Consider the following 20,987-nt stretch of genomic DNA (forward strand, 5'->3'; position numbering starts at 1 on the left):
ACACGCTGAAACTGGGCACTTCCGCGGCCTCGGGTCAGCGCAGGAGCTCGACCGGATCGCCCTCGCCACGCACTGATCCGTCACGGTCGGTGGGAGCCGATTCCCGGCATCCACCGACCGTACCGGTGCGGCCTGTCAGTCGCGGGCTCGGGCGACGGCCTTGATCTCCACCAGCGTGCCCGGCATGGCGAGTGCGGCGACCCCCACCGCGGTCCAGGCCGGCCGCGCGTCACCCTGGAACCGTGACTTGGCCCTCATGAACTCCGGCAGGTGCTGGGGGTAGTCGACGTGGAAGGTGGTCAGCTCCACCACGTCCGCGGCCGTGCAGCCCTGCTTGCGCAGCACCCCGAGCAACGCGTCGAAGGCGAACCGGTACTGCCGCTCGATGTCGGCCGGCACGGTGCCGTCGGCCTCGAGCCCGACCTGCCCCGAGAGGAACCACAGGTCGCCCGCCCGCACGGCGTCCGAGTACTCGAACTCCTCTTCCCAGTTCTCGTTTCCCTGTCCCATGTCCCGTTCCCTGCCTTTTGCGAAGTGCGGTCTTTCGAGAAGTACACCGGCCGACGCCGGTGAAGCGACCTCGGCCGCGAACGCAAATGCGTTCGCGGCCGAGGCTTTCCGCAACGGACTTGCTCTCAGGCGGTGAGTACCAGACCCGAGGTCGGCACGCCGGTGCCCGCGGTGACCAGCACCTGTTGGGCACCCGCCACCTGGTTCACGGAGGTCCCGCGGATCTGTCGGACGCCCTCGGCGATGCCGTTCATGCCGTGGATGTACGCCTCGCCCAGCTGGCCGCCGTGCGTGTTCAGCGGGAGCTTGCCGCCGATCTCGAGCGCGCCCGGCTCCCGGACGAAGTCCTTCGCCTCGCCGCGCTTGCAGAACCCGAGGTCCTCGAGCTGCATGAGCACGTACGGGGTGAAGTGGTCGTAGAGCACCGCCATGTCCATGTCGTCCGGACGCAGGCCCGACTGATCCCACAGCTGGTTCCCGACGAGCTCCATCTCGGGGATGCACGCGAGGTCGTCGCGGTAGTAGCTCATCATCGTGTACTGGTCCTTGCCGCTGCCCTGGGCCGCGGCCGCGATGGAGACCGGCTTCTGCTTGAGGTCCTTGGCCCGCTCCGCCGAGACGACGACGATCGCGATGCCGCCGTCCGACTCCTGGCAGCAGTCCAGCAGGTGCAGCGGTTCGGCGATGAACCGTGAGTTCTGGTGGTCCTCGAGGGTGATCGGCTTGCCGTAGAAGAACGCATTCGGGTTGGTCGCCGCGTGCTTGCGGTCGGCGACGGCAATCCGCCCGAAATCCTCACTGGTGGCGCCGTACTGGTGCATGTACCGGCGGGCCATCATCGCCACACTGCCTGCCGGCGTGCTCAGTCCGTGCGGGTAGGAGAAGGCGTAGTCGGCGCCCGACGAGTTCACCTGGTTGACCAGACCGGAGTCGACCTGGCCGAACCGGTGCCCGGACCGCTCGTTGAACGCCCGGTAGGCCACCACCACGTCCGCGACGCCCGAGGAGACGGCCAGCGCCGCCTGCTGGATCGTCGCGCAGGCCGCGCCGCCGCCGTAGTGGATGCGGCTGAAGAACTTCAGTTCCGGGATCCCGACCGCGCGGGCGACGGCGGTCTCGGTGTTGGTGTCCATCGTGAACGAGACCAGACCGTCGACCTCCGCGGGAGTCAGGCCCGCGTCGGCGAGGGCGAGGTTCACCGCCTCTGCGGCCAGCCGGAGCTCGCTGCGTCCCGAATCCTTCGAGAAGTCGGTGGCACCGATACCGACGATCGAGGCCTTGCCTGACAGGCCGCTCATGCGGGGCTCCCAACTGCGCCGGTGGTGACCGAGCCGTCCATGACCAGCCGGACGGTGGAGGTGATGTGCTTGCCCAGCGAGTCGGTCCCGACGACGGAGAGGGTGACCAGTCCGTCCTCGACCGACACGACGCTGCCCGTGAGGGTCAGGGTGTCGTAGGCGTACCACGGCACACCGAGACGCAGCTCGATCGACTTCAGGACGGCCTTCTGGCCCGCCCAGTCCGTGACGTAGCGCTGCACCAGGCCGGTGTCCGTCAGGATGTTGACGAAGATGTCCTTGGAACCGCGCTGCTGCGCGAGGTCCCGGTCGTGGTGCACGTCCTGGAAGTCGCGGGTGGCCAACGCCGTCGAGACGACGAACGTCGGTGTGCCCTCGACGACCAGGGTCGGCAGCGAGTCGCCGACCGCGACGGCGGGCGGGTTCAGCGGGGTCATCGGTTCTCCTCCACAGGCCGCCAGGCGTACAGCGTCCACGGGCCCTTGTCGTCGTTGTCCGGGTCGGCCGGGAAGTCCAGGAAGTCCACCTCGACGGACTGGCCGACGGCGACGGTCTCGGGATCGGCCCCACGCAGCTCGCCGAGCATGCGCACGCCCTCCTCCAGTTCGACCAGCGCGATCACGAAGGGCAGCGGCCGGCCCGGCACCTTCGGCGCATGGTGCACGACGTAGCTGAACACCGTGCCGCGGCCGGAGGCCACGACGTAGTCGGTGCTCTCGCCCTTGGGCTTCCACAGTGCCGGCACCGGCGGGTGCTGCAACGAACCGTCGGGCCGCTGCTGCAGACGCAGCTCGTGCGCGGCCACGCCGTCCCAGAAGAACTTCGTGTCGAGCGAGGCCGCCGGACGCATCATCCGGGTGCCGTCGAGGTCGTCGACCGGGTCACCGCTCGCCGAAGACGCCACGGCCGCCACGGTTTCGGGGGCAGCGGTCTTCGCGGGCGGCGCGAACTTGAGGATGCGGAAGAGCATCTCGGCAACCACTTCGTCGCCGACCTTCCACAGGTTGCGGGTGGTGAAGAACCAGCCCTCCCCCAGGCCCGTCTTCTTCGGTCCCACAACGTCTTCGAGCACCGACTCGATGGTGACCTCCTCGCCGGGGGCGAGGTAGCGGTGGTAGGTCTGGTCGCAGTTGGTGGCGACCACCGAGGTGTACCCGGCCTCGTCGAGGATCTCGGTCATCCGGCCGAGCGGGTCGTCCTCCTCGCGCACCGCACCGAGTCCGCGCATGGTCCACACCTGCGCCATCGCCGGCGGCGCGACGATGCCGTCGTGACCGGCGGCGCGGGCGGCGACCTCGTCGACGTAGATGGGGTTCTCGTCGCCGATCGCCTCGACCCAGTTCCGGATCATCGGCAGGTTCACCGGGTCGCGACCGCTGCGAGCCTTGCTTGCACCGCCATCCCGAACCTGCTGCGCGGCAGCGAGAATGTCGGTCATCGCCGCGCCACCTTCGGCAGCCCCAGCCCGCCGGTGGAGATGAGGTCGCGCATGACCTCGTTGACGCCGCCACCGAAGGTGATGACGAGGTTGCGCTTGGTCTGCGCGTCCAGCCACCTGAGCAGGTGCCCGGTCTCCGGGTCGGCCGCGTCGCCCCAGCGTCCGACGACCTCCTCGGCGAGCCGGCCCATCCGCTGGATCTGCTCGGTGGAGAACACCTTCGTCGCCGATGCGTCGGCCATGTCAAGCGCACCGGACTGCGAGGCCACCTGCCAGTTCAGCAACTCGTTGAGCCGGTAGATCGCGCGGATCTCGCCGAGCGCCCGCTGGACGTCGGGCTGGGTCAGCAGCGGGTTGCCGTCGGGTCCGGGACGCTTGGCCCACTCGCTGACATGGTCGTAGAGACCACCGACTCGGCCGCACGGGCCGAGCATGACGCGCTCGTGGTTGAGCTGGGTGGTGATCAGCCGCCAGCCCTTGTTCTCCTCGCCCACCAGCATCTCGACCGGGACCCGCACGTTCTCGTAGTAGGTCGCGTTGACATGGTGCGCGCCGTCGGCGGTTATCACCGGCGTCGAGGAGAAGCCGGGATCCTTGGTGTCCACGATCAGGATCGAGATGCCACGGTGCCGGTCCTCCGTGGTGCCGGTGCGCACGGCCAGCCAGATGTAGTCGGCGGCGTGACCGCCGGTGGTGAAGTACTTCTGGCCGTTGACGATGTAGTGGTCACCGTCGCGGACCGCGGTGGTGCGCAGCGACGCGAGGTCCGTGCCCGCCTCGGGCTCGGTGTACCCGATAGCGAAGTGCACCTCACCGGAGAGGATCGACGGCAGGAACTTCTGCTTCTGCTCCTCGGTGCCGTACACCTGCAGCGTCGGGCCGACGGTCTGCAGCGTCACCGACGGCAGCGGGACGTCCGCACGGACCGCCTCGTTGGTGAAGAGCTGCTGTTCGATCTCGCCGAAACCCTTGCCGCCGAACTCCTTCGGCCAGCCGACACCGAGCCAGCCGTCACGGCCCATCCGGCGGATGACCTCGTGGTACTCGGGGCCGTGCCGGTCGGTGAGCATGGCCTCGGCCTCGTCGGGCGAGATCAGCCCGGCGAAGTAGTCGCGGAACTCCGCTTGGAGCTTCTTCTGCTCCGGGGTCAGATCGATGAGCATGCTGCCTCCACGCCGAGGTCGCGGGCGCTGAGAGCGCCGAGAATGGACAGACGGGACGCGGGGCCGCCGACGAGGCGGACGAGGTCCTTGGTCTGCTCGTAGTACAGATGGGCCGGGTAGGTGACGTCGGCGCCCATGCCGCCGTGCATGTGACTGCACTGCTGCATCGAGACGGGCAGCTGCTCGGCCAGCCAGTAGGCGGCCACCGAGGTGTCCTCCGTGGCGTCGAGGCCCTCCGCGAGCCGCCAGCAGGCCGAGCGGGCAGCCAGTTCGAGGGTGCGGGCGGTGACGTAGGAGTCGGCGAGCTGCTGCGAGACGGCCTGGAAGACCGCGATCGGCTTGCCGAACTGCTCGCGCCCGGTCACGTACTTCGCGGTGAGGTTCGTCATCCCGGTGCCCAAACCGGCCGCCTGCGCCGCGACCGCGGCGAGCGCGATCCGGTACACCTGTGCGACCGGAATGCCGGTCAGCAGTGCGCCCGAGTCGATCCGCACGTTCTCGAGCACCATCGTGTACTCGGGGGCCAGCGAGGCGGTAAACGTGCGGGTCAGGGTGACGCCGTCGGCGTCGGGGGCCACCACGGCCACGCCAGCGGACGTCGGCACCAGCACGAAGGCCGCCTGCTCGGCATAGCGCACGCCGACCTTGCGGCCGTTGACGACGTAGCCGTCGCCGTCGGCGGTCGCGGCGGTCGCGGGAATCGCGGGCAGCGGTGCGCCCGGTTCTGCGAGCGCCGCGGTAAGGATCGCGCCGCCTGCGACCCCAGACAGGAAGCGCTGCGGGTCGGCGCCGAGTGCCAGCAGCGGCAGCACACCGAAGCCGAGGGTCTCGAGCACGGGGACCTGGGCGGCACACCGGCCGACCTCGCCGAGCAGGACACCGATCTCGCCGATGCCCAGGTCGTCGCCGCCGAGCGAGCCCGGCAGGGCGAGCGAGAGCACCCCCTCGTCCGCCAGCCGCTGCCACAGCGTCGTGTCCCACACCGGGGCGCCGCGGTCCATGGCGGCGAGCGTCTCGGCGCTCGCCGCCGTCTGCAGCACGGCAGCGGCCACTTCGGCCACCGCCTGCTGCTCACTACCGAAAGTGAAATCCACCTGAGAAATCCGTCCTGTCGAAGTGCGTGTAATCGGTCAGCCGCGCGGCAGCCCGAGCAGGTGCTCGGCGGCGACGGTGAGCAGGATCTGCTCGGTACCACCGGCAATGGTCAGGCAGCGGGTGTTGAGGAATTCGCGCGAGAGCGGACCCTCCACCGCGCCGTCGATGCCCGCGCACTCGAGCGCGAACTCCGCGACAGCCTGACGATGCCGTACCCCGACGAGTTTGCGCACACTCGACGCCGGACCGGGGTCCTGGCCGTCGAGCTGACGCAGTGTGGTCCGGTGCTCGAGCAGCGAGCCGACCAGGGCGTCGCCGACGAGGAAGCCGATGCGGTCCTCGGTGACCGGGTCGGTGCCACCGCGGCTGGACAGCTCGAGCAGCTCCTCCATCGCCTTGCCCAGCGACGAGCCACCGCTCATCGCGATCCTCTCGTTGGCGAGGGTGGTCCGGGCCAGCTTCCAGCCGCCGTTCACCTGGCCGACCACGCACTCGTCCGGCACGAACACCCCGTCCAGGAACACCTCGTTGAACAGCGCGTCGCCGGTGATCTCGCGCAGCGGCGAGATCCGAATTCCGGCGCTGCGCATGTCCACCACGAAGTAGGTGATGCCCTTGTGCTTCGGCGCGTCCTTGTCGGTACGGGCCAGGCAGATCGCCCAGTCCGCTTCGAGGGCGAGCGAGGTCCACACCTTCTGGCCGTTGAGCACCCAGCCGCCGTCCACCTTGTCGGCGGTGGTGCGCAGGGACGCGAGGTCGGAGCCGGCGCCCGGCTCGGAGAACAGCTGGCACCAGGTCAGGTCCCCGCGCAGGGTCGGCATCGCGAACCGCTCGATCTGCTCGGCGGTGCCGTGCTCGAGGATCGTGGGCACCGCCCACCAGCCGATCACCAGGTTGGGGGTCTCGAGGTCGGCGCGCACGAGTTCCTCGCCGATCAGGATCTGCTCGGCGGCCTTCGCGGACTTGCCGTACGGGGCCGGCCAGTGCGGCGCCAGGTAACCGGACTCGGCGAACGCAACACGCCGCTCGGCCTCCGGGAGCGCGACGATCGCCTCGATCTCGGCGCGGACGGTCTCCCGCTGCCCCGCGAGGTCGCCGAGGTCCACGGTCAGGTGCCGACGGGCCCCGGCGCGGGTCAGTTCCGCGACCCGGGCCCGCCAGGCGGCGCCGCCACCGAGCAGTTGGCGCAGCGAGAGCACCCGCCGCAGGTAGAAGTGCGCGTCGTGCTCCCAGGTGAAGCCGATGCCGCCGAGCACCTGGATGCAGTCCTTGGCTGTGTCGACCGCCGCGTCCAACGCGACGGACGCGGCGACCGCGGCCGCGATCGGCAACTCGTCGCCGGACTCGGCGGCGACGGCCGCGTCCCAGGCCACGGCGCGGGCCTGCTCGACCCGGCAGAGCATCTCGGCGCACAGGTGCTTGATCGCCTGGAACGAACCGATCGGCTTGCCGAACTGCTCGCGGATCTTCGCGTACTCGACGGCGGTCCGCAGGCACCAGCCGGCAACACCGGCGGCCTCGGCCGCGGCGAGGGTGGCGGCCAGGTCACGCACCAGGCCCGGGCGGACGCCGGTCAGGATCCGGTCCGGCGAGACCGTGACGCCGTCGAGGCGCACGGTGGCCAGCGGGACGCTCACGTCCACGTTCTCCACCGCCGCGACCGTCAGGCCGGCGGTGTCGGCGTCGAGCAGGCACCAGACAACTTCACCCGAGGCTTCGCCCGAGGAGGCGCCGCGGGTGGCGGGCAGCAGCACCGCCACACCGGGTGCGCCGCCGAGCGCGAGGCCGGCGTCGCCGCTCAGCACCAGGCCGCCGTCGGCGTCGGCCTCGGCCGCGACCGCCCCGTCGAGCACGACGCCGACCGGACGCCCACCCTCGGCCAGCTCCGGCCCCCACTGCTTGGCGGCGGGTTCACCGCTGCGCCCGACCACCAGCGCGGCCAGCGCGGTCGACAGGACCGGACCGGCCGCCAGCGCCGCGGCGGCCTGCTCGAGCATCACCGCGAGATCGACGATCTCGCCGTCCGCGCCGCCGACCTCCTCGGCCTGCGCGACCATGAACACACCCAGGTCGGCGAGCGCCGGCCAGTGCGCGCGCCACGGATCCGCCGGGTCCTGACGGAGCGTCTCGATAGGATTCGCGGAGCGCGACCAGGCCAGAATCGATTCCTGGACGGCACGCTGCTCGTCTGTCGTGGCGATAGTCACAAGGAAGGCCAACCTCTCAGTACTGACAAAATCATGTAGAACGTGTTCTAATCTGTAAGTTGGTCCAGAGTCAAGACCAGACTTGAACCGCCCTCGAAAATGTTTCGCCTAATCCAAGGATTTCGTCGATGACCTCCTCATCTCGTACACGCTCCGCGGGCAAAGCCACCGCAACCGGCGCGGCCGTGTCGACTTTGACCGACGAGGACCTCAGTTCCAACGCGCAACGAGAGCGACGCAAGCGGATCCTGGACGCCACCCTGGTGCTGGCGTCGAAGGGCGGCTACGAGGCCGTGCAGATGCGCGCGGTGGCAGAACGCGCGGACGTCGCGGTCGGCACCCTGTACCGCTACTTCCCGTCGAAGGTGCACCTGCTGGTGTCCGCGCTGGCCCGCGAATTCGAGAAGATCGACTCCCGCAAGAAGGGCATGCCGCCGGGCGACACCCCGATCGAGCGGATGCACCTGATCCTCGGTCAGATCACCCGCGCGATGCAGCGCGAGCCGCTGCTCACCGAGGCGATGACCCGGGCATTCATGTTCGCCGACGCCTCCGCTGCCGCCGAGGTCGACGCGGTGGGCAAGCTGATGGACGCGCTGTTCGCCCGGGCCATGAACGACGGCACACCCACCGAGGAGCAGCTCGCCATCGCGCGCGTCATCTCCGATGTCTGGCTGTCCAACCTGGTGGCCTGGCTGACCCGGCGCTCGTCGGCAACCGACGTCGCCAAGCGACTCGAGCTGACCGTCGAACTTCTTCTCGGCGGCGGCTACCAGGATCCGGCCGATTCCTAAGTAGACTTCGCGCAGTGAGTGCGCAAGATCTACCCCTCGAGCTCCGCCGGCGTCTGGTGTCAGTCGCCCGGACGCCGCGACTGCTGGTGGCGTCCGACTACGACGGCACCATGGCACCCATCGTGTCCGATCCGGCGAAGGCATTTCCGGATGCCGAATCGGTGCGCGCCCTGCGGGCGCTCGCGAGCCTGCCCTCGACCGCGTCCGCGGTGATCTCCGGGCGCGCCCTGCGCGACCTGGCGATGCTCTCGCGACTGCCGGTCGAGGTGCAGTTGGTGGGCAGCCACGGCTCCGAGTTCGACGTCGGCTTCGTGCACGAGATCGACGACGACGCCAAGCGGCTGCTGCGCGAGATCACCCACGAACTGCTGACGATCGCCGCCGCGGGCGACGGCATCGCCGTCGAGACCAAGCCGGCCAGCGTCGCGCTGCACGTGCGCAACGCGAGCCCTGAGGTGGCCGACGCCGCGCTGGCCCGGGTCCGCGGCGACGCCGCCACCTGGGACGGCGTACAGGTCACCGAGGGCAAGGCCGTCATCGAGCTGGCCGTCATCGTCACCGACAAGGGCGAGGCCCTCGACATCCTCCGGCACCGCGAGGGCGCGTCGGCGACCGTCTTCTTCGGCGACGACGTCACCGACGAGAAGGCGTTCCGCAGGCTGGCCGGACCCGACCTCGGCGTCAAGGTCGGCGACGGCGAGTCCCTCGCCGAGTTCCGCGTGGAGAGCCCCGAGGACGTCGGCACCGCGCTGGCGTTCCTGTTCGAGGAACGCCGCACCTGGCTGCACGGCGACAGCGCCACCCCGATCGAGCGGCTGACCATGCTCGCCAGCCCCCGCTCGGTTGCCCTGCTGACCCCCGACGCCTCACTGACCTGGCTGTGCCATCCCGAGCCGGACTCCGCCGCGATGTTCGCGCACCTGCTCGGCGGCGTCGAGGCCGGCCACTTCACCGTCGCGCCGCAACGGGCCGCGCTGCCGCTGAGCCAGCGCTACGTCGACGGCACCATGACCGTGCAGACCCGATGGGCCAGCCTGCAGGTCACCGACTACCTGCCGCACGACGTGGACTCCGGTCGCACCGACCTGACCCGAGTGATCACCGGCCAGGCCAAGGCGGTTGTCACCTTCGCGCCCCGCCCCGAGTTCGGGCAGGCGCAGGTGAAGCTCGAGCGGGAGGAGGACGGCCTGCGTGTCTACGGCACCAACGACCCGGTGGTGCTGCGCTCCGCCGGCGTCGAGTGGGAGATCGTCAACGACGGCCAGCAGCAGACCGCACACGCCGTGGTCGACCCGTCCGCCGGACCCGTGGTACTCGAACTTCGCTGCGGCAGTTCGGATCTCGATCCGTCCGCGACACCGGAACCCGACCGTCGGGCGCTGTCCGAGGCGTACTGGGCCGAGTGGGCCGAGGGCCTCGACCTGCCTCCGCTCAAGCCCGGCCTGATGAAGCGCTCCGCCCTAACCCTGCGCGGGCTGGTGCACGCCGACTCGGGTTCCATCCTCGCCGCCGCGACCACCTCGCTGCCGGAGGAGATCGGCGGCGTCCGCAACTGGGACTACCGCTACTGCTGGCTGCGCGACGCCTCGCTGACCGCCTCCGCTCTGGTCTCGCTCGGCTCCCTGACCGAGGCGGAGAACTTCCTCGACTGGGTGCACCGGGTGCTCGAGACGCTGCCCGGACCGGAACGGCTGCACCCGCTGTACACGATCTACGGCGGCGGCCTGCCCCCCGAGGCAGTCCTCGACTCGCTGCCCGGGTACGCCGGGTCCCGGCCGGTGCGCGTCGGCAACGCCGCGAACTCGCAGGTTCAGCTCGACGTCTTCGGCCCGATCGTGGACCTGATCTCGCACCTGGCCCACGCGCGGGAGAAGCAGGGCACCGCGCAGGCCCTGACCGACGCCGACTGGGACCTGGTGTGCGCCATGGTCTCCGCGGTCCAGCGCCGGTGGTCCGAACCCGACAACGGCATCTGGGAGATCCGCGGCAACCCGCGGCACCACGTGTACTCGAAGGTGATGTGCTGGGTCACCGTGGACCGGGCGCTGACCCTGGCCACGCGCTTCGACCGGGAGGCCGGACAGGACTGGAAGGCGCTGCGCACCGAGATCTCCGACGAGGTCAAGGACCGCGGCTGGAGCGACCGGGCCCGCTCGTACACCGCCGCCTACGACGGCACCGACCTCGACGCGGCCACCCTGCACATCGGGCTGTCCGGACTGATCGACCCGTCCGACCCCCGGTTCACGGCCACCGTCATCGCCACGGAGGCGGAGCTGCGCAGCGGCTCGACGGTGTACCGCTACCACCACGACGACGGCCTGCCCGGCGGCGAGGGAGGGTTCCACCTGTGCGCGGCCTGGCTGGTCGAGGCCTACCTGCTGACCGGCCAGCTCGCCGACGCGGAGGCCCTGTTCGCCCAGCTCGTGGCGGCGGCGGGTCCGACCGGACTGCTCGCCGAGGAGTACGACCCGGTCGCGGAGCGGTCGCTGGGCAACCATCCTCAGGCGTACAGCCACCTGGGCCTGCTGCGGTGCGCGCAGCTGCTCAGCGAGGCCCGCGGCCTGACCGCGCGGTAGGTCGGCCGGCCCGGCCGCAGGACGGTCGGGCCGCTAGGCCGGCGGCGCCGCGGTGTGCCCGCGCAGCAGTTCGGTCTCGAGCATTTCCACGGTCGCGACGCCGGAGTGCGACGGGGTGAGCAGCAGCCGCCCGGCCCGCCGCCCCTTCTCCTCGGCCGGCTGGCGGACGGTGGTCAGCCCCTCGCGCAGCGCGTCGTCGACGCCGTCGAAGCCGGTGATCGACAGCTGCCCGGGCACGTCCAGCCCGCGCCAGCGGGCGTAGTCCAGCGCGCCCAGCGCGAGCACGTCGGTGGTGCACAGCAGCGCGGTGATCCGCGGGTTCACCGCGAGGGCCTGCTCCGCGGCGGAGTGACCGGCCGGACCGGAGTGCTCGGCGCGCTCGATCACCGTCAGCGAGGCCGGGTCCAGCCCGGCGGCGGTCAACGCGTCCCGCACCCCGGCGATTCGCTCGCGCTGGACGTGGAAGTTCGGCGAGTTCAGCCGGTCCCCTTCGACGAGGCCGTCCCGCAGGTCGCGACCGAGCCGCATGCAGAGGACACCGAACTCCTTGTGCCCCAAGGTGATCAGGTACTCGGCCACCTTGCGCATGGCGCCGCGGTCGTCGATGCCGACCAGCGAGGCCCCCGCGATCTCCCGCGGCTGGTCACACACCACCATCGGCATCCGCCGCTCGAGCACCGCAGCGAGGTAGGGGTCGTCGTCCGCGACGGAGTACACGACAAAGCCGTCCACCCCGGCCTGCTGCACCACCGCGGCCGCGTCGACGTCGTCGCGGCCCGGCCCGGCGGGCACCAGCAGCAGCCCCTGGCCGGCGTCCTCGCAGGACTCGGCCAGGCCCGCCAGGAAGCTCATCGCCGCCGGGTCCCGGAAGGAGTAGCTCAATGCCTCGGTGAGCAGCAGTCCCACCGCGCCCGCCTTGCGGGTGCGCAACGAGCGGGCCACCGGGTCCGGGCCCGGGTAGCCGCGCCGCTTGGCGGCGTCGAGCACCCGTTCGCGCAGTTCCGCGGACAGTTGGTCCGGCCGGTTGTAGGCGTTGGAGACGGTGGTGCGGGAGACCTTCAGCTCCGCCGCGAGCGACGCCAGGGTGGCCTGACGGTGCGGATGACGGGACCGGGACATAGTCGGACCGTACTGAATGCGGCCGTGACCGACAGCACGGCCCCGCTAATGTACAACGGAAACGGTTTCCATTAATATCTTGGGCATGCCTCAGCTCGACCCGACCGCCCGTTCCCGCCGCCACCGCAAGGTCGCCGCGGCCGTCGGGCTGGCCGTCACCGCCGCCCTGACCCTCGGCGCCTGCTCCACCGCCTCGAGCGCGGACGCGGACGGCCCCGTCGCGGCCGGTCAGCGCGTCAGCATCGTCGCCTCCACCAATGTGTGGGGCTCGGTGGCCGGCGCCGTCGCCGGAGACCGTGCGGACGTCGTCTCGATCGTCTCGGACCCCTCCGCCGACCCGCACTCCTACGAGGCCAGCCCCCGCGACGCCGCCCGGATCACCGACGCCAACCTGGTCGTGCTCAACGGTGGCGGATACGACGGGTTCCTCGACGACATCCTCGAGAGCATGCCCGGCAAGCGGACGGTCGACGCGTTCGAGCTGTACGGCTCCCCCACCGACCTGCACGGCGACCACGACGCCGCCGCGGCGTCCCCCGCTGCCCCGGAGCCAGAGGCCCACGAGGCGGCGGCCCACGAGGCGGAGGCCGACTCGCACGCCGGCCACGACCACGACCACGGACACGGCGCGGTGAACGAACACGTCTGGTACGACGTCCCCACCGTCGACGCGGTGGCACAGAAGATCGCGGCCGAACTCGGCGTCATCGACCCGGCGAACGCCGACGCGTACACCGCCAACGCCGCCGACTTCCACGGCAAGCTCCACCGGATCACCGCGGTGACCGACGCCATCGCGGCGACCCACGGACAGGCCCCGGTCGCCCAGACCGAGCCGATCGCGCACTACCTGCTGGCCGCCGCCGACCTCCGCGACGAGACGCCCGAGGACTTCACGAAGGCCATCGAGGACGGCAACGACCCCCCGCCCGCGGCGATCGCCGCCACCCGGGACCTGCTGGCGGGCAAGAAGGTCCACGCGCTGATCTACAACAGCCAAACCCAGGACCGCGTCACCCAGGACGTCCGGGCGAACGCCGAGGCGGCGGGCATCACGGTCGTCGAGGTGAGCGAGACGCTGCCCGAGGGGCTCGACTACATTCAGTGGCAGAGCGCCACCGCCGCGGCACTCGCCGCCGCGCTCGACGGCTCCGCCCGCTGAGGCCGGCGCATCCGGTGCAGCGCGAACCCGAGAACCCGAATCCCGACACCCGAAAAGGCCCCGTGACCGAACCCGCCGTCGAACTCAACGGAGCCCGGCTGGCGTACGGACCCCGAACCCTGTGGTCCGGCCTCGACCTGCAGGTCCGTCCCGGCGAGTTCATCGCCGTGCTCGGCCCCAACGGGTCCGGCAAGACCTCCCTGCTCAAGGTGCTCCTCGGCCAGGTCCCGCTCTCCGGCGGCAGCGTCCGGATCGCCGGCACGCCCGCGCGCACCGGAAACTCCCACGTCGGGTACATCCCGCAGCAGAAGACCATGGACGAGGGCCTGCCGCTGCGCGGGCGCGACCTGGTCGGCCTGGGCGTCGACGGCCACCGCTGGGGCACCGGGCTGCGGAACCGTCGCGCCCGCCGCGCCATCGTCGACGCCGCCATCACCCAGGTGGGCGCGCAGGCCTACGCCGACGCCCCGGTCGGCTCGATGTCCGGCGGCGAGCAGCAGCGACTGCGGGTGGCGCAGGCCCTCGTCGGCGACCCCAGGGTGCTGCTGTGCGACGAGCCGCTGCTGAGCCTGGACCTGGCCAACCAGCACCGGGTGTCCGACCTGATCAACCAGCGCCGGCTCGAGCACGACACCGCGGTGCTGTTCGTGACCCACGAGATCAACCCGATCCTGCCGCTCGTCGACCGGGTGCTGTACCTGGTGGACGGCCGGTTCCGGATCGGCACCGCCGCCGAGGTGATGACCTCGGAGGTGCTCTCGGAGCTTTACCAGACCGACGTCGAGGTGCTGCACGTGCGCGGGCGACTGGTCGTCGTGGGCACGGGCGACGCCATCGACGCGCTCGGCAGTGCGGGCGGCGAGGGCATCCACCACGAGGACCACGAATGAACGAGAAGCTCTCCGAGGCCCTGTCGATGATGTTCGACTGGCAGGCCACCCTCGACCTGCTGCACTACGACTTCGTGCAGCAGGCGTTGCTCGCCGCCGCGATCCTGGGGTTGCTCGCCGGCGCGATCGGTCCGCTGATCATCAGCCGGCAGATGTCGTTCGCGGTGCACGGCACCAGCGAGCTGTCGCTGACCGGTGCCTCCGCGGCGCTGCTGGCCGGCCTCAGCGTGGGTCTCGGCGCCATCGTCGGCTCGGTCGTCGCGGCCGTGCTGTTCGGCCTGCTCGGCGCCAAGGCCCGCGAACGCGACTCGGTGATCGGCGTCATCATGTCGTTCGGCCTCGGCCTGTCCGTGCTGTTCATGTGGCTCTACCCCGGCCGCACCGGCACCAGCTTCTCGCTGCTCGTCGGGCAGATCGTCGGCGTCGGCAACAGCGGCCTGCAACTGCTGCTGGTGTGCGCGGTCCTGGTCCTCGCGGTGCTGCTGGTGGTGTACCGGCCGCTGCTGTTCGCCAGCACCGACCCGGACGTCGCGCGGGCCCGTGGCGTGCCGATCCGGGCACTGTCGATCGTGTTCGCGGTGCTGGTCGGCGTGGCCGCCGCGCTCGGCGTGCAGATCGTCGGCGCGCTGCTGGTGCTCTCGCTGCTCATCACCCCCGCGGCAGCGGCCGCGCGGATCACGTCGAACCCGCTGCGGACCACGCTGCTGTCCATCCTGTTCGCCGAGCTCGCGGCCGTCGGTGGCATCCTGCTCTCGCTGGCGCCCGGCGTCCCGGTGTCCACCTTCGTCACCACCATCTCGTTCGTGATCTACCTGATCTGCCGCGTGGTGGGCGCGCGCCGCGGGCGCAGCAGCGGTCGGGTCGTGACCACGGCCGCGGCCTGACTCCGGTCCGACTCTCCGGCGACGCGGGACCGTCGGCGCCGTCGGCACCTAGGATTCGGGCATGGCGTCCATCGATCTCAACAGCGACCTCGGCGAGAGCTTCGGAGCCTGGCGGCTCGGCGACGACGAGGCCATGCTCGACCTCGTCACCAGTGCCAACGTCGCCTGCGGCTTCCACGCCGGCGACCCGACGACGCTGCTGAACACCTGCCGCGCGGCGAGCGAGCGGGCCGTCCGGATCGGCGCCCAGGTCGGCTACCGGGACCTGGCCGGCTTCGGTCGCCGCTTCCTCGACGTCGCCCCCGCCGACCTCACCGCCGACGTGATCTACCAGATCGGCGCGCTGGACGGCCTCGCGCAGACCGTCGACTCCGCGGTCGCGTACGTCAAACCCCATGGCGCGCTCTACAACACGATCGTCCACCACCGTGACCAGGCCCGGGCGGTGGTGGCCGCGGTGGTGGCCTACGACCCCACCCTGCCGGTGCTCGGGCTGCCCGGGTCGGTGTTCCTCGCCGAGGCGGAGGCCGCCGGGCTGCGAACAGTGGCCGAGGCATTCGCGGACCGCACGTACACCCCGGCCGGGGAGCTGGTGCCCCGCACCGAACCCGGCGCGGTGCTCTCCGACCCCGGACTCGTGGCGGACCGGGTGCTCCGGTTGGTCGAGCGCGGCGAGATCGAGGCGGTCGACGGCAGTGTCCTGCACACCCGCGCCGACTCCGTCTGCGTGCACGGCGACTCCCCCGCCGCGGTGGCGATGGCCGCGGCCGTCCGCGCCCGGCTCGACGCGTCGGGCGTCGACATGACGCCGTTCGTCTGATGCGCCTGCTCGACGTCGGCGACAGCGCACTGCTGGCCGAGTTCGACGACCTCGACGCGGTGCTCGCGCACTACCGGGGCCTGGACGCCGCGCGCATCGCGGGCGTCGTCGACGTGGTGCCCGCCGCCCGGACGGTCCTGGTGCGCTTCGACCGCACGCTGACCGACCGCGCGCGAATCGTCCGTTGGCTGACCGAGACCCGACCGGTCGCAGCCGCCTCCGACGCGACGACCGAGCCGGTCCGGATCCCGGTCCGTTACGACGGGCCCGACCTGGCCGAGGTCGGCGAGCTGACCGGACTGGGCCCCGGCGGCGTCGTGGCCGCGCACACCGGCCGCGACTGGACCGTCGCCTTCGCCGGGTTCGCGCCCGGATTCGGCTACCTGGTCGGCGGCGACCCCCGGCTGCGGGTCCCGCGCCGGACGGTCCCCCGCACCGCGGTCCCGGCCGGTGCCGTCGGCCTGGCCGGCGAGTTCTCCGGCGTCTACCCGCGCAGCTCGCCCGGCGGCTGGCAGCTGATCGGCAGCACCGACGAGCCGATGTGGGACGTCGAACGCGACCCGCCCGCGCTGCTCCGACCGGGCGCGACCGTTCGGTTCGTCGCGCTCTGATCCCGGCTACCGGAGCGACGCCGACCGCCACGCCGTCGGCGCCGCGACCGCGGCAACGGCGGCGAACGTCCCGAACAGCAGCTGCGCCGACCCCGCCGACCCGCCGCCGAGGTTCACCAGCAGCCCGGCCAGTGCGGCCCCGAATGCGTTGGCCACCAACTGGACCGTGTTGATCGCCGCGGCCGCCTTGCCGCCCTCACCCGGGTCGTCGACGCTGCCCATCACGAAGGTCGCCAGGTGCGGCCAGGCGGCGCCGATGCCGGCCCCCGCCAGCACCAGCGCCGCGACCCACGTCGCGATCACCGGCCCGGACGCCTCCTCCCGCTGGGCAAGTGCCGCGACGAAGAAGCCGAGCGCCACCATCGCGGGCCCCGAGACCACCACCGCCCGGACCACCCGGGGCCGCGCCGCACCGGCGCTGGAGATCTCACCGATCGTCCAGCCCACGGCCAGCGCCGCACCCAGGAAGCCCGCGGCGACCGGCGTCAGCCCGCCGAGCCGCTGACCGAACAGCGGCACGAACGTCTCCGCCGTGGACGCGATCGCCAGCAGCGCGATGGTCAGGTAGGTCCACCGGAGCGGGTTGCCCGCGGCGAAGGTGACGGCGGGCAGCACCCTCGTCGACGACCTCCGCTCGCACACCACGAAGACCACCAGCAGCGCCAGTCCGGCCAGGACGCCGACGGCCGCGACACCGGCCCGGGTGGACAGGCTCGCCACGCTCACCACGAGCGCCGCGGTCGAGAGCAGCACCATCGACCGGACCGGCACCGCGTCCACCACGGTGTCCGCGGGCCGGTCGCCGGGGATGTACCGGGGCACCACCGCACCGAGCGCGGCCGCGAGCACGGCCAGCGTGACGAACGCCAGACGCCACGCGCCGAACTGGGCGAACAGACCACCCACGGCCGGCCCGACGAAGGTCCCGATCCCCCACATCCCCGACACCAGCGCGGACGCGCGGGCCCACAGCCCGGCCGGCAGCACCGATCGGATCAGCGCGTAGGCGAGGCCGCTGAGCAGCCCGCCGCCGAGACCCTGCAGGGCGCGGCCGACCAGCAGCACGAACATGTCCGGCGCCGCCGCGCACACCAGCGTGCCCGCCGTGAACAGACCGATGGCGCTCAGGTACGCCCCGCGTGAGCCCACCCCGGCCAGCAGCCGGCTCACCAACACCGCGGAGACCACCGATGCGACCAGGAAAATGGTTGTGGCCCAGGCGAAGTACCGCTCGCCGCCGATCTCGTCGACCGCGGACGGCAGCAGGCTGGCGGTGAGATAGATGTTCACCGCGTACAGCGCGACGCCGCCGGCGAGCACCACCATCGGACCGAGATGGGCCGGGCCGAGCAGTTGCCGCCAGCCGCGGTCGGGCGGGGTGGACTGTGTTTCGGTCGGCTGCATGACCGCTACGCTAAAACCTCCAGTGCACTCGAGGTCAATTCGGAGGGTCCCGTGCCGACAGGAGGCCCCGTTCCCGCCGACGCAGGCTCGACGCCGGTTCCGGTTCCGCGACGCCCTGCTGCGACGGAACTGCTCGGCGTGGGCGAAATCGCCCGGCGCAGCGGACTGGCCGTGAGCGCGCTGCACTACTACGAGTCGGTGGGTCTGCTCTCCCCCGAACGCACCGCCGGGAACCAGCGCCGCTACCCGCGCAGCGTGCTGCGGCGGATCGCGTTCATCCGGATGGCGAACCGGGTCGGGATCCCGCTGGCCGACGTCGCGGCGGCGCTCGCCACCCTCCCGGACGGGCGGACCCCGACGAGGCGGGACTGGGAGCGGCTGTCGGGTCAGTGGCGGGCCGAGCTCGACGAACGGATCCACCGCCTCCAGCAGTTGCGCGACGACTTCACCGGCTGCATCGGCTGCGGCTGCCTCTCGCTCAACTCCTGCTGGATGCTCAACCCCGGTGACCGGCTCGGCGAGCAGGGCCCGGGGCCGCAACGGCTCTGACGCCCGGTCAGCCGCCGAGGGCGAAGGCGACCAGGAATCCGACCGCGGTGGAGAGGCCGACCCACCAGCCGCCCTCCCGGTACGCCTCCGGCATCAGCGAGTCCGCGAGCACGGCGATGGTCGCGCCGCCGGCGAAGGCCTGGATCACCGCGATGTGACGGCTGCCGATGTTGTCCGCGGCGGCGTTCGCGGCGATCACCACCAGCACCAGCACCACAGCGGTCACCGCCCACAGCAGCAGCGTCCGGCGCGGGTCGAACCGCGGTTGGGTGCGCATCGATGCGGCGCCGGCGACCGCCTCCGGGACGTTGCCCACCGCGACCGCCACCAGCAGCACCATCCCGCCGCCGCCGCTCAGCGAGACGCCGAGGGCGGTGTTCTCCGGGATGCCGTCGAGCAGGGTGCCGAGCATCAGTGCCCAGCCCAGGGCCGCCGGACCCAACTTGTTCTCGATCAGGTGGTCGGCCACCACGTAGACCAGCGCGCCACCGAGGAGTGCGGTCCCGGCCACCAGCACACCCTCGGAGTCGAACGCCGGCTGGAACAGTTCGGTGGAGACCGCCGCGACCATCGTCCCGGCACCGAACGCCATCAGTGCGGCGAGCAGCGGCCGCGGCAGGTCGTACCGCAGGCCGATCAGGGCGCCGAGAAACAGCGGCACGGCCGTGCCGAGCCCGTACAACGCGGCGGTCAGCATCCGCCGATCGTAGTGGGGCTCGCGGCGCCGGTGAGGGAGACTCTCAGGTATGGCATGGCTCGAGGTGATCCGGACCGGTGCGCTCGCCACGGTCCAGGACCGTGGCCGGCCCGGCTTCGGCGCGCTCGGCGTCGGAGCATCGGGCGCCGCCGACCTGGGCTCGCACGACAGCGCCAACAGGCTGGTGGGCAACGACCCCCAGGCCGCGACGGTCGAGGTGACGCTCGGCGGGCTGCGGGTACGCGCCGTGGGGTCCGCGACGGTGGCGGTCGCGGGGGCACGGGTGCCCCTGACGCTGAACGGGTCGCCGCGCGCCGACTACAGCCGGGTGCAGCTGGAGGACGGCGACGTGCTCGCGCTCGGCCGGGCCGTCGGCGGGCTGCGCAGCTACCTGGCCGTGCGCGGCGGGATCGCGGTCCCGCCGACCCTCGGCAGCCGCGCCACCGACACCCTCGCCGGGCTCGGGCCGCCGCCGGTGCGGGTCGGCGACCGACTGCCCGTCGGCGACGACGCTGCGGACTGGCCGGCCGAGGAGATCATCCCGCCGCCGCCCGTCCGTTCGGGGCCGACCCTGCTGCGGTTGCGTCTCGGGCCGCGGTCGGACTGGTTCGCCGAGTCCGCTGTCGACACGCTGCTCGGACAGACCTGGGCGGTGTCCCCCGAGACCGACCGGGTGGGCGCGCGACTGCGTGGTGCGGCGCCGCTGCCGCGCCTTGGCGACAGTGAACTGCCGAGCGAGGGCATGGTGCGTGGGGCTCTGCAGGTTCCGGCCGGCGGGCAGCCGGTGCTGTTCCTGGCGGACCACCCGGTGACCGGGGGCTATCCGGTGATCGCGGTGCTGGTGGACGCGGATCTCGGTGCGGCCGGGCAGCTGGTGCCCGGCGACGTGGTGCGCTTCGCCCTCTGACGGGCGCGGCCGCCCTGGTCGACCGCAGTGAGTCCTTTCGGCCCCAGCGGGACCGAAAGGACTCACGGATGCGTCAGCGCCTCCGCTGGCGGGCGATGTCGGAGAGCACCACGCCCGCCGCGACGGACGCGTTGAGCGACTCCACCGGTCCGGCCATCGGGATGCTCAGGATCGTGTCGCAGGTCTCGCGGACCAGGCGGGAGAGGCCCTTGCCCTCCGAGCCGACAACAATCACGACCGGGCCGGTGCCGTCGTACTCGTCGAGGGTGGTGTCGCCGCCCGCGTCGAGCCCGACCACCTGGACGCCCTTGGCCGCCCAGTCCTTGAGGGTCCGGGTGAGGTTGGTCGCCTGCGCGATCGGCAGCCGCGCCGCGGCACCGGCACTGGTCCGCCACGCGACCGCGGTGACGCTGGCGCTGCGGCGCTGCGGGATCACCACGCCGTGCCCGCCGAACGCCGCCACCGAACGCACCACGGCGCCGAGGTTGCGCGGGTCGGTGATGTTGTCCAGCGCGACCAGCAGCGGGCGCTCCTGGTGCTTGCGGGCCTCGGCGATCAGGTCGTCGGGGTGCGCGTAGCGGTACGGCGGCACCTGCAGGGCGACGCCCTGGTGCAGCCCGTTGGCGCTCATCCGGTCCAGGTCGCCCCGGGGGACCTCGAGGATGGAGATGCCGGCCTCGGCCGCCAACTGCACGGACTCCTTGAGCCGGTCATCGCTGTCGGTCCCGACCGCGACGTACAGGGCGGTCGCCGGGACGCCCGCCCGCAGGCACTCGACGACGGGGTTGCGGCCCAGCACGTTCTCGGGACCGGCGTCGCCCTTGCGGGGCGAGCCGCCGCGACCGCGGGGTGCGCTGCCG

Annotated in this window: 20 protein-coding genes; 9 read left to right on the top strand and 11 right to left on the bottom strand. The window is 71.9% G+C overall.

The window, feature by feature from the left end; translation table 11 throughout:
• Positions 1 to 135 precede the first annotated feature (135 nt).
• The 7 genes from RT2_RS03895 to RT2_RS03925 form a co-directional block, all read right to left on the bottom strand.
• Positions 136 to 510 (bottom strand): RidA family protein, encoded by a 375-nt coding sequence (locus RT2_RS03895; RefSeq protein WP_072843191.1) that lies wholly within the window; start codon positions 508 to 510, stop codon positions 136 to 138.
• A gap of 125 nt (positions 511 to 635) precedes the next feature.
• Positions 636 to 1,808: a lipid-transfer protein gene (locus tag RT2_RS03900; RefSeq protein ID WP_072843192.1), complete on the bottom strand. Its 1,173-nt coding sequence runs from the start codon at positions 1,806 to 1,808 to the stop codon at positions 636 to 638.
• The gene (locus tag RT2_RS03905) at positions 1,805 to 2,245 is read right to left on the bottom strand and encodes a MaoC family dehydratase (protein ID WP_072843193.1); all 441 of its coding nucleotides are present in this window, start codon (positions 2,243 to 2,245) and stop codon (positions 1,805 to 1,807) included. Before RT2_RS03905 ends, RT2_RS03900 begins: the two co-directional genes overlap by 4 nt.
• Positions 2,242 to 3,246, bottom strand: a complete 1,005-nt coding sequence (locus tag RT2_RS03910; RefSeq protein WP_072843194.1) for a bifunctional MaoC family dehydratase N-terminal/OB-fold nucleic acid binding domain-containing protein — start codon at positions 3,244 to 3,246, stop codon at positions 2,242 to 2,244. The genes RT2_RS03905 and RT2_RS03910 overlap by 4 nt, the downstream gene beginning before the upstream one ends.
• A complete protein-coding gene (locus tag RT2_RS03915; protein WP_072843195.1) occupies positions 3,243 to 4,409 on the bottom strand; it encodes an acyl-CoA dehydrogenase family protein in 1,167 nt (388 codons plus the stop codon). Before RT2_RS03915 ends, RT2_RS03910 begins: the two co-directional genes overlap by 4 nt.
• Positions 4,394 to 5,503, bottom strand: a complete 1,110-nt coding sequence (locus tag RT2_RS03920) for an acyl-CoA dehydrogenase family protein (protein ID WP_072843196.1) — start codon at positions 5,501 to 5,503, stop codon at positions 4,394 to 4,396. The genes RT2_RS03915 and RT2_RS03920 overlap by 16 nt, the downstream gene beginning before the upstream one ends.
• 36 nt (positions 5,504 to 5,539) lie before the next feature.
• On the bottom strand, positions 5,540 to 7,711 hold the full coding sequence (locus RT2_RS03925; RefSeq protein ID WP_072843197.1) for an acyl-CoA dehydrogenase family protein: 2,172 nt from the start codon (positions 7,709 to 7,711) through the stop codon (positions 5,540 to 5,542).
• Positions 7,712 to 7,839: 128 nt separating this feature from the next.
• Between RT2_RS03925 and kstR the strand changes: the two genes are divergently transcribed.
• Complete coding sequence (gene kstR, locus RT2_RS03930) at positions 7,840 to 8,505, top strand: cholesterol catabolism transcriptional regulator KstR (RefSeq protein ID WP_072843198.1); 666 nt, start codon at positions 7,840 to 7,842, stop codon at positions 8,503 to 8,505.
• Positions 8,506 to 8,519: 14 nt separating this feature from the next.
• Positions 8,520 to 11,084: a trehalose-phosphatase gene (gene otsB, locus RT2_RS03935; RefSeq protein WP_072843199.1), complete on the top strand. Its 2,565-nt coding sequence runs from the start codon at positions 8,520 to 8,522 to the stop codon at positions 11,082 to 11,084.
• Positions 11,085 to 11,117: 33 nt separating this feature from the next.
• Here the strand turns inward: otsB and RT2_RS03940 are convergent, their stop codons facing one another.
• Positions 11,118 to 12,203, bottom strand: a complete 1,086-nt coding sequence (locus tag RT2_RS03940) for a LacI family DNA-binding transcriptional regulator (protein WP_072843200.1) — start codon at positions 12,201 to 12,203, stop codon at positions 11,118 to 11,120.
• Positions 12,204 to 12,288: 85 nt separating this feature from the next.
• Between RT2_RS03940 and RT2_RS03945 the strand changes: the two genes are divergently transcribed.
• From RT2_RS03945 to RT2_RS03965, 5 genes are all read left to right on the top strand, one after another.
• On the top strand, positions 12,289 to 13,365 hold the full coding sequence (locus RT2_RS03945; protein ID WP_072843201.1) for a metal ABC transporter solute-binding protein, Zn/Mn family: 1,077 nt from the start codon (positions 12,289 to 12,291) through the stop codon (positions 13,363 to 13,365).
• A gap of 62 nt (positions 13,366 to 13,427) precedes the next feature.
• A complete protein-coding gene (locus tag RT2_RS03950; RefSeq protein WP_083577053.1) occupies positions 13,428 to 14,255 on the top strand; it encodes a metal ABC transporter ATP-binding protein in 828 nt (275 codons plus the stop codon).
• Positions 14,252 to 15,139 carry a metal ABC transporter permease gene (locus RT2_RS03955; protein ID WP_072843203.1) on the top strand — a complete coding sequence of 296 codons (888 nt, stop codon included), beginning with the start codon at positions 14,252 to 14,254 and terminating at the stop codon, positions 15,137 to 15,139. Before RT2_RS03950 ends, RT2_RS03955 begins: the two co-directional genes overlap by 4 nt.
• Before the next feature lie 61 nt (positions 15,140 to 15,200).
• Complete coding sequence (locus tag RT2_RS03960) at positions 15,201 to 15,959, top strand: LamB/YcsF family protein (RefSeq protein ID WP_072843204.1); 759 nt, start codon at positions 15,201 to 15,203, stop codon at positions 15,957 to 15,959.
• Complete coding sequence (locus RT2_RS03965; protein ID WP_072843205.1) at positions 15,959 to 16,570, top strand: 5-oxoprolinase subunit B family protein; 612 nt, start codon at positions 15,959 to 15,961, stop codon at positions 16,568 to 16,570. Before RT2_RS03960 ends, RT2_RS03965 begins: the two co-directional genes overlap by 1 nt.
• A 6-nt stretch (positions 16,571 to 16,576) precedes the next feature.
• Here the strand turns inward: RT2_RS03965 and RT2_RS03970 are convergent, their stop codons facing one another.
• The gene (locus RT2_RS03970; RefSeq protein ID WP_072843206.1) at positions 16,577 to 17,974 is read right to left on the bottom strand and encodes an MFS transporter; all 1,398 of its coding nucleotides are present in this window, start codon (positions 17,972 to 17,974) and stop codon (positions 16,577 to 16,579) included.
• Between the two features lie 138 nt (positions 17,975 to 18,112).
• On the opposite strand from RT2_RS03970, the gene soxR reads away from it, so the two are divergent.
• Positions 18,113 to 18,523: a redox-sensitive transcriptional activator SoxR gene (gene soxR, locus RT2_RS03975; RefSeq protein ID WP_281244393.1), complete on the top strand. Its 411-nt coding sequence runs from the start codon at positions 18,113 to 18,115 to the stop codon at positions 18,521 to 18,523.
• Between the two features lie 7 nt (positions 18,524 to 18,530).
• On the opposite strand, the gene RT2_RS03980 is transcribed toward soxR, so the two are convergent.
• Entirely contained in the window at positions 18,531 to 19,220 is a 690-nt protein-coding gene (locus RT2_RS03980; RefSeq protein WP_072843207.1) for a ZIP family metal transporter, read from the bottom strand.
• 49 nt (positions 19,221 to 19,269) lie between these two features.
• Here RT2_RS03980 and RT2_RS03985 point away from each other — a divergent pair, with 49 nt between their 5' ends.
• Positions 19,270 to 20,127, top strand: coding sequence for a 5-oxoprolinase subunit C family protein (locus tag RT2_RS03985; RefSeq protein ID WP_072843208.1), 858 nt, complete (start codon positions 19,270 to 19,272; stop codon positions 20,125 to 20,127).
• A gap of 73 nt (positions 20,128 to 20,200) precedes the next feature.
• Here RT2_RS03985 and rlmB read toward each other — a convergent pair.
• Positions 20,201 to 20,987: 23S rRNA (guanosine(2251)-2'-O)-methyltransferase RlmB (rlmB, locus tag RT2_RS03990; RefSeq protein ID WP_218019046.1), on the bottom strand; the 787-nt coding region annotated here is incomplete at its 5' end.

The organism is Rhodococcus tukisamuensis NBRC 100609 (genome assembly GCF_001894985.1).
GTDB classification, from domain to species: domain Bacteria; phylum Actinomycetota; class Actinomycetes; order Mycobacteriales; family Mycobacteriaceae; genus Rhodococcus_G; species Rhodococcus_G tukisamuensis.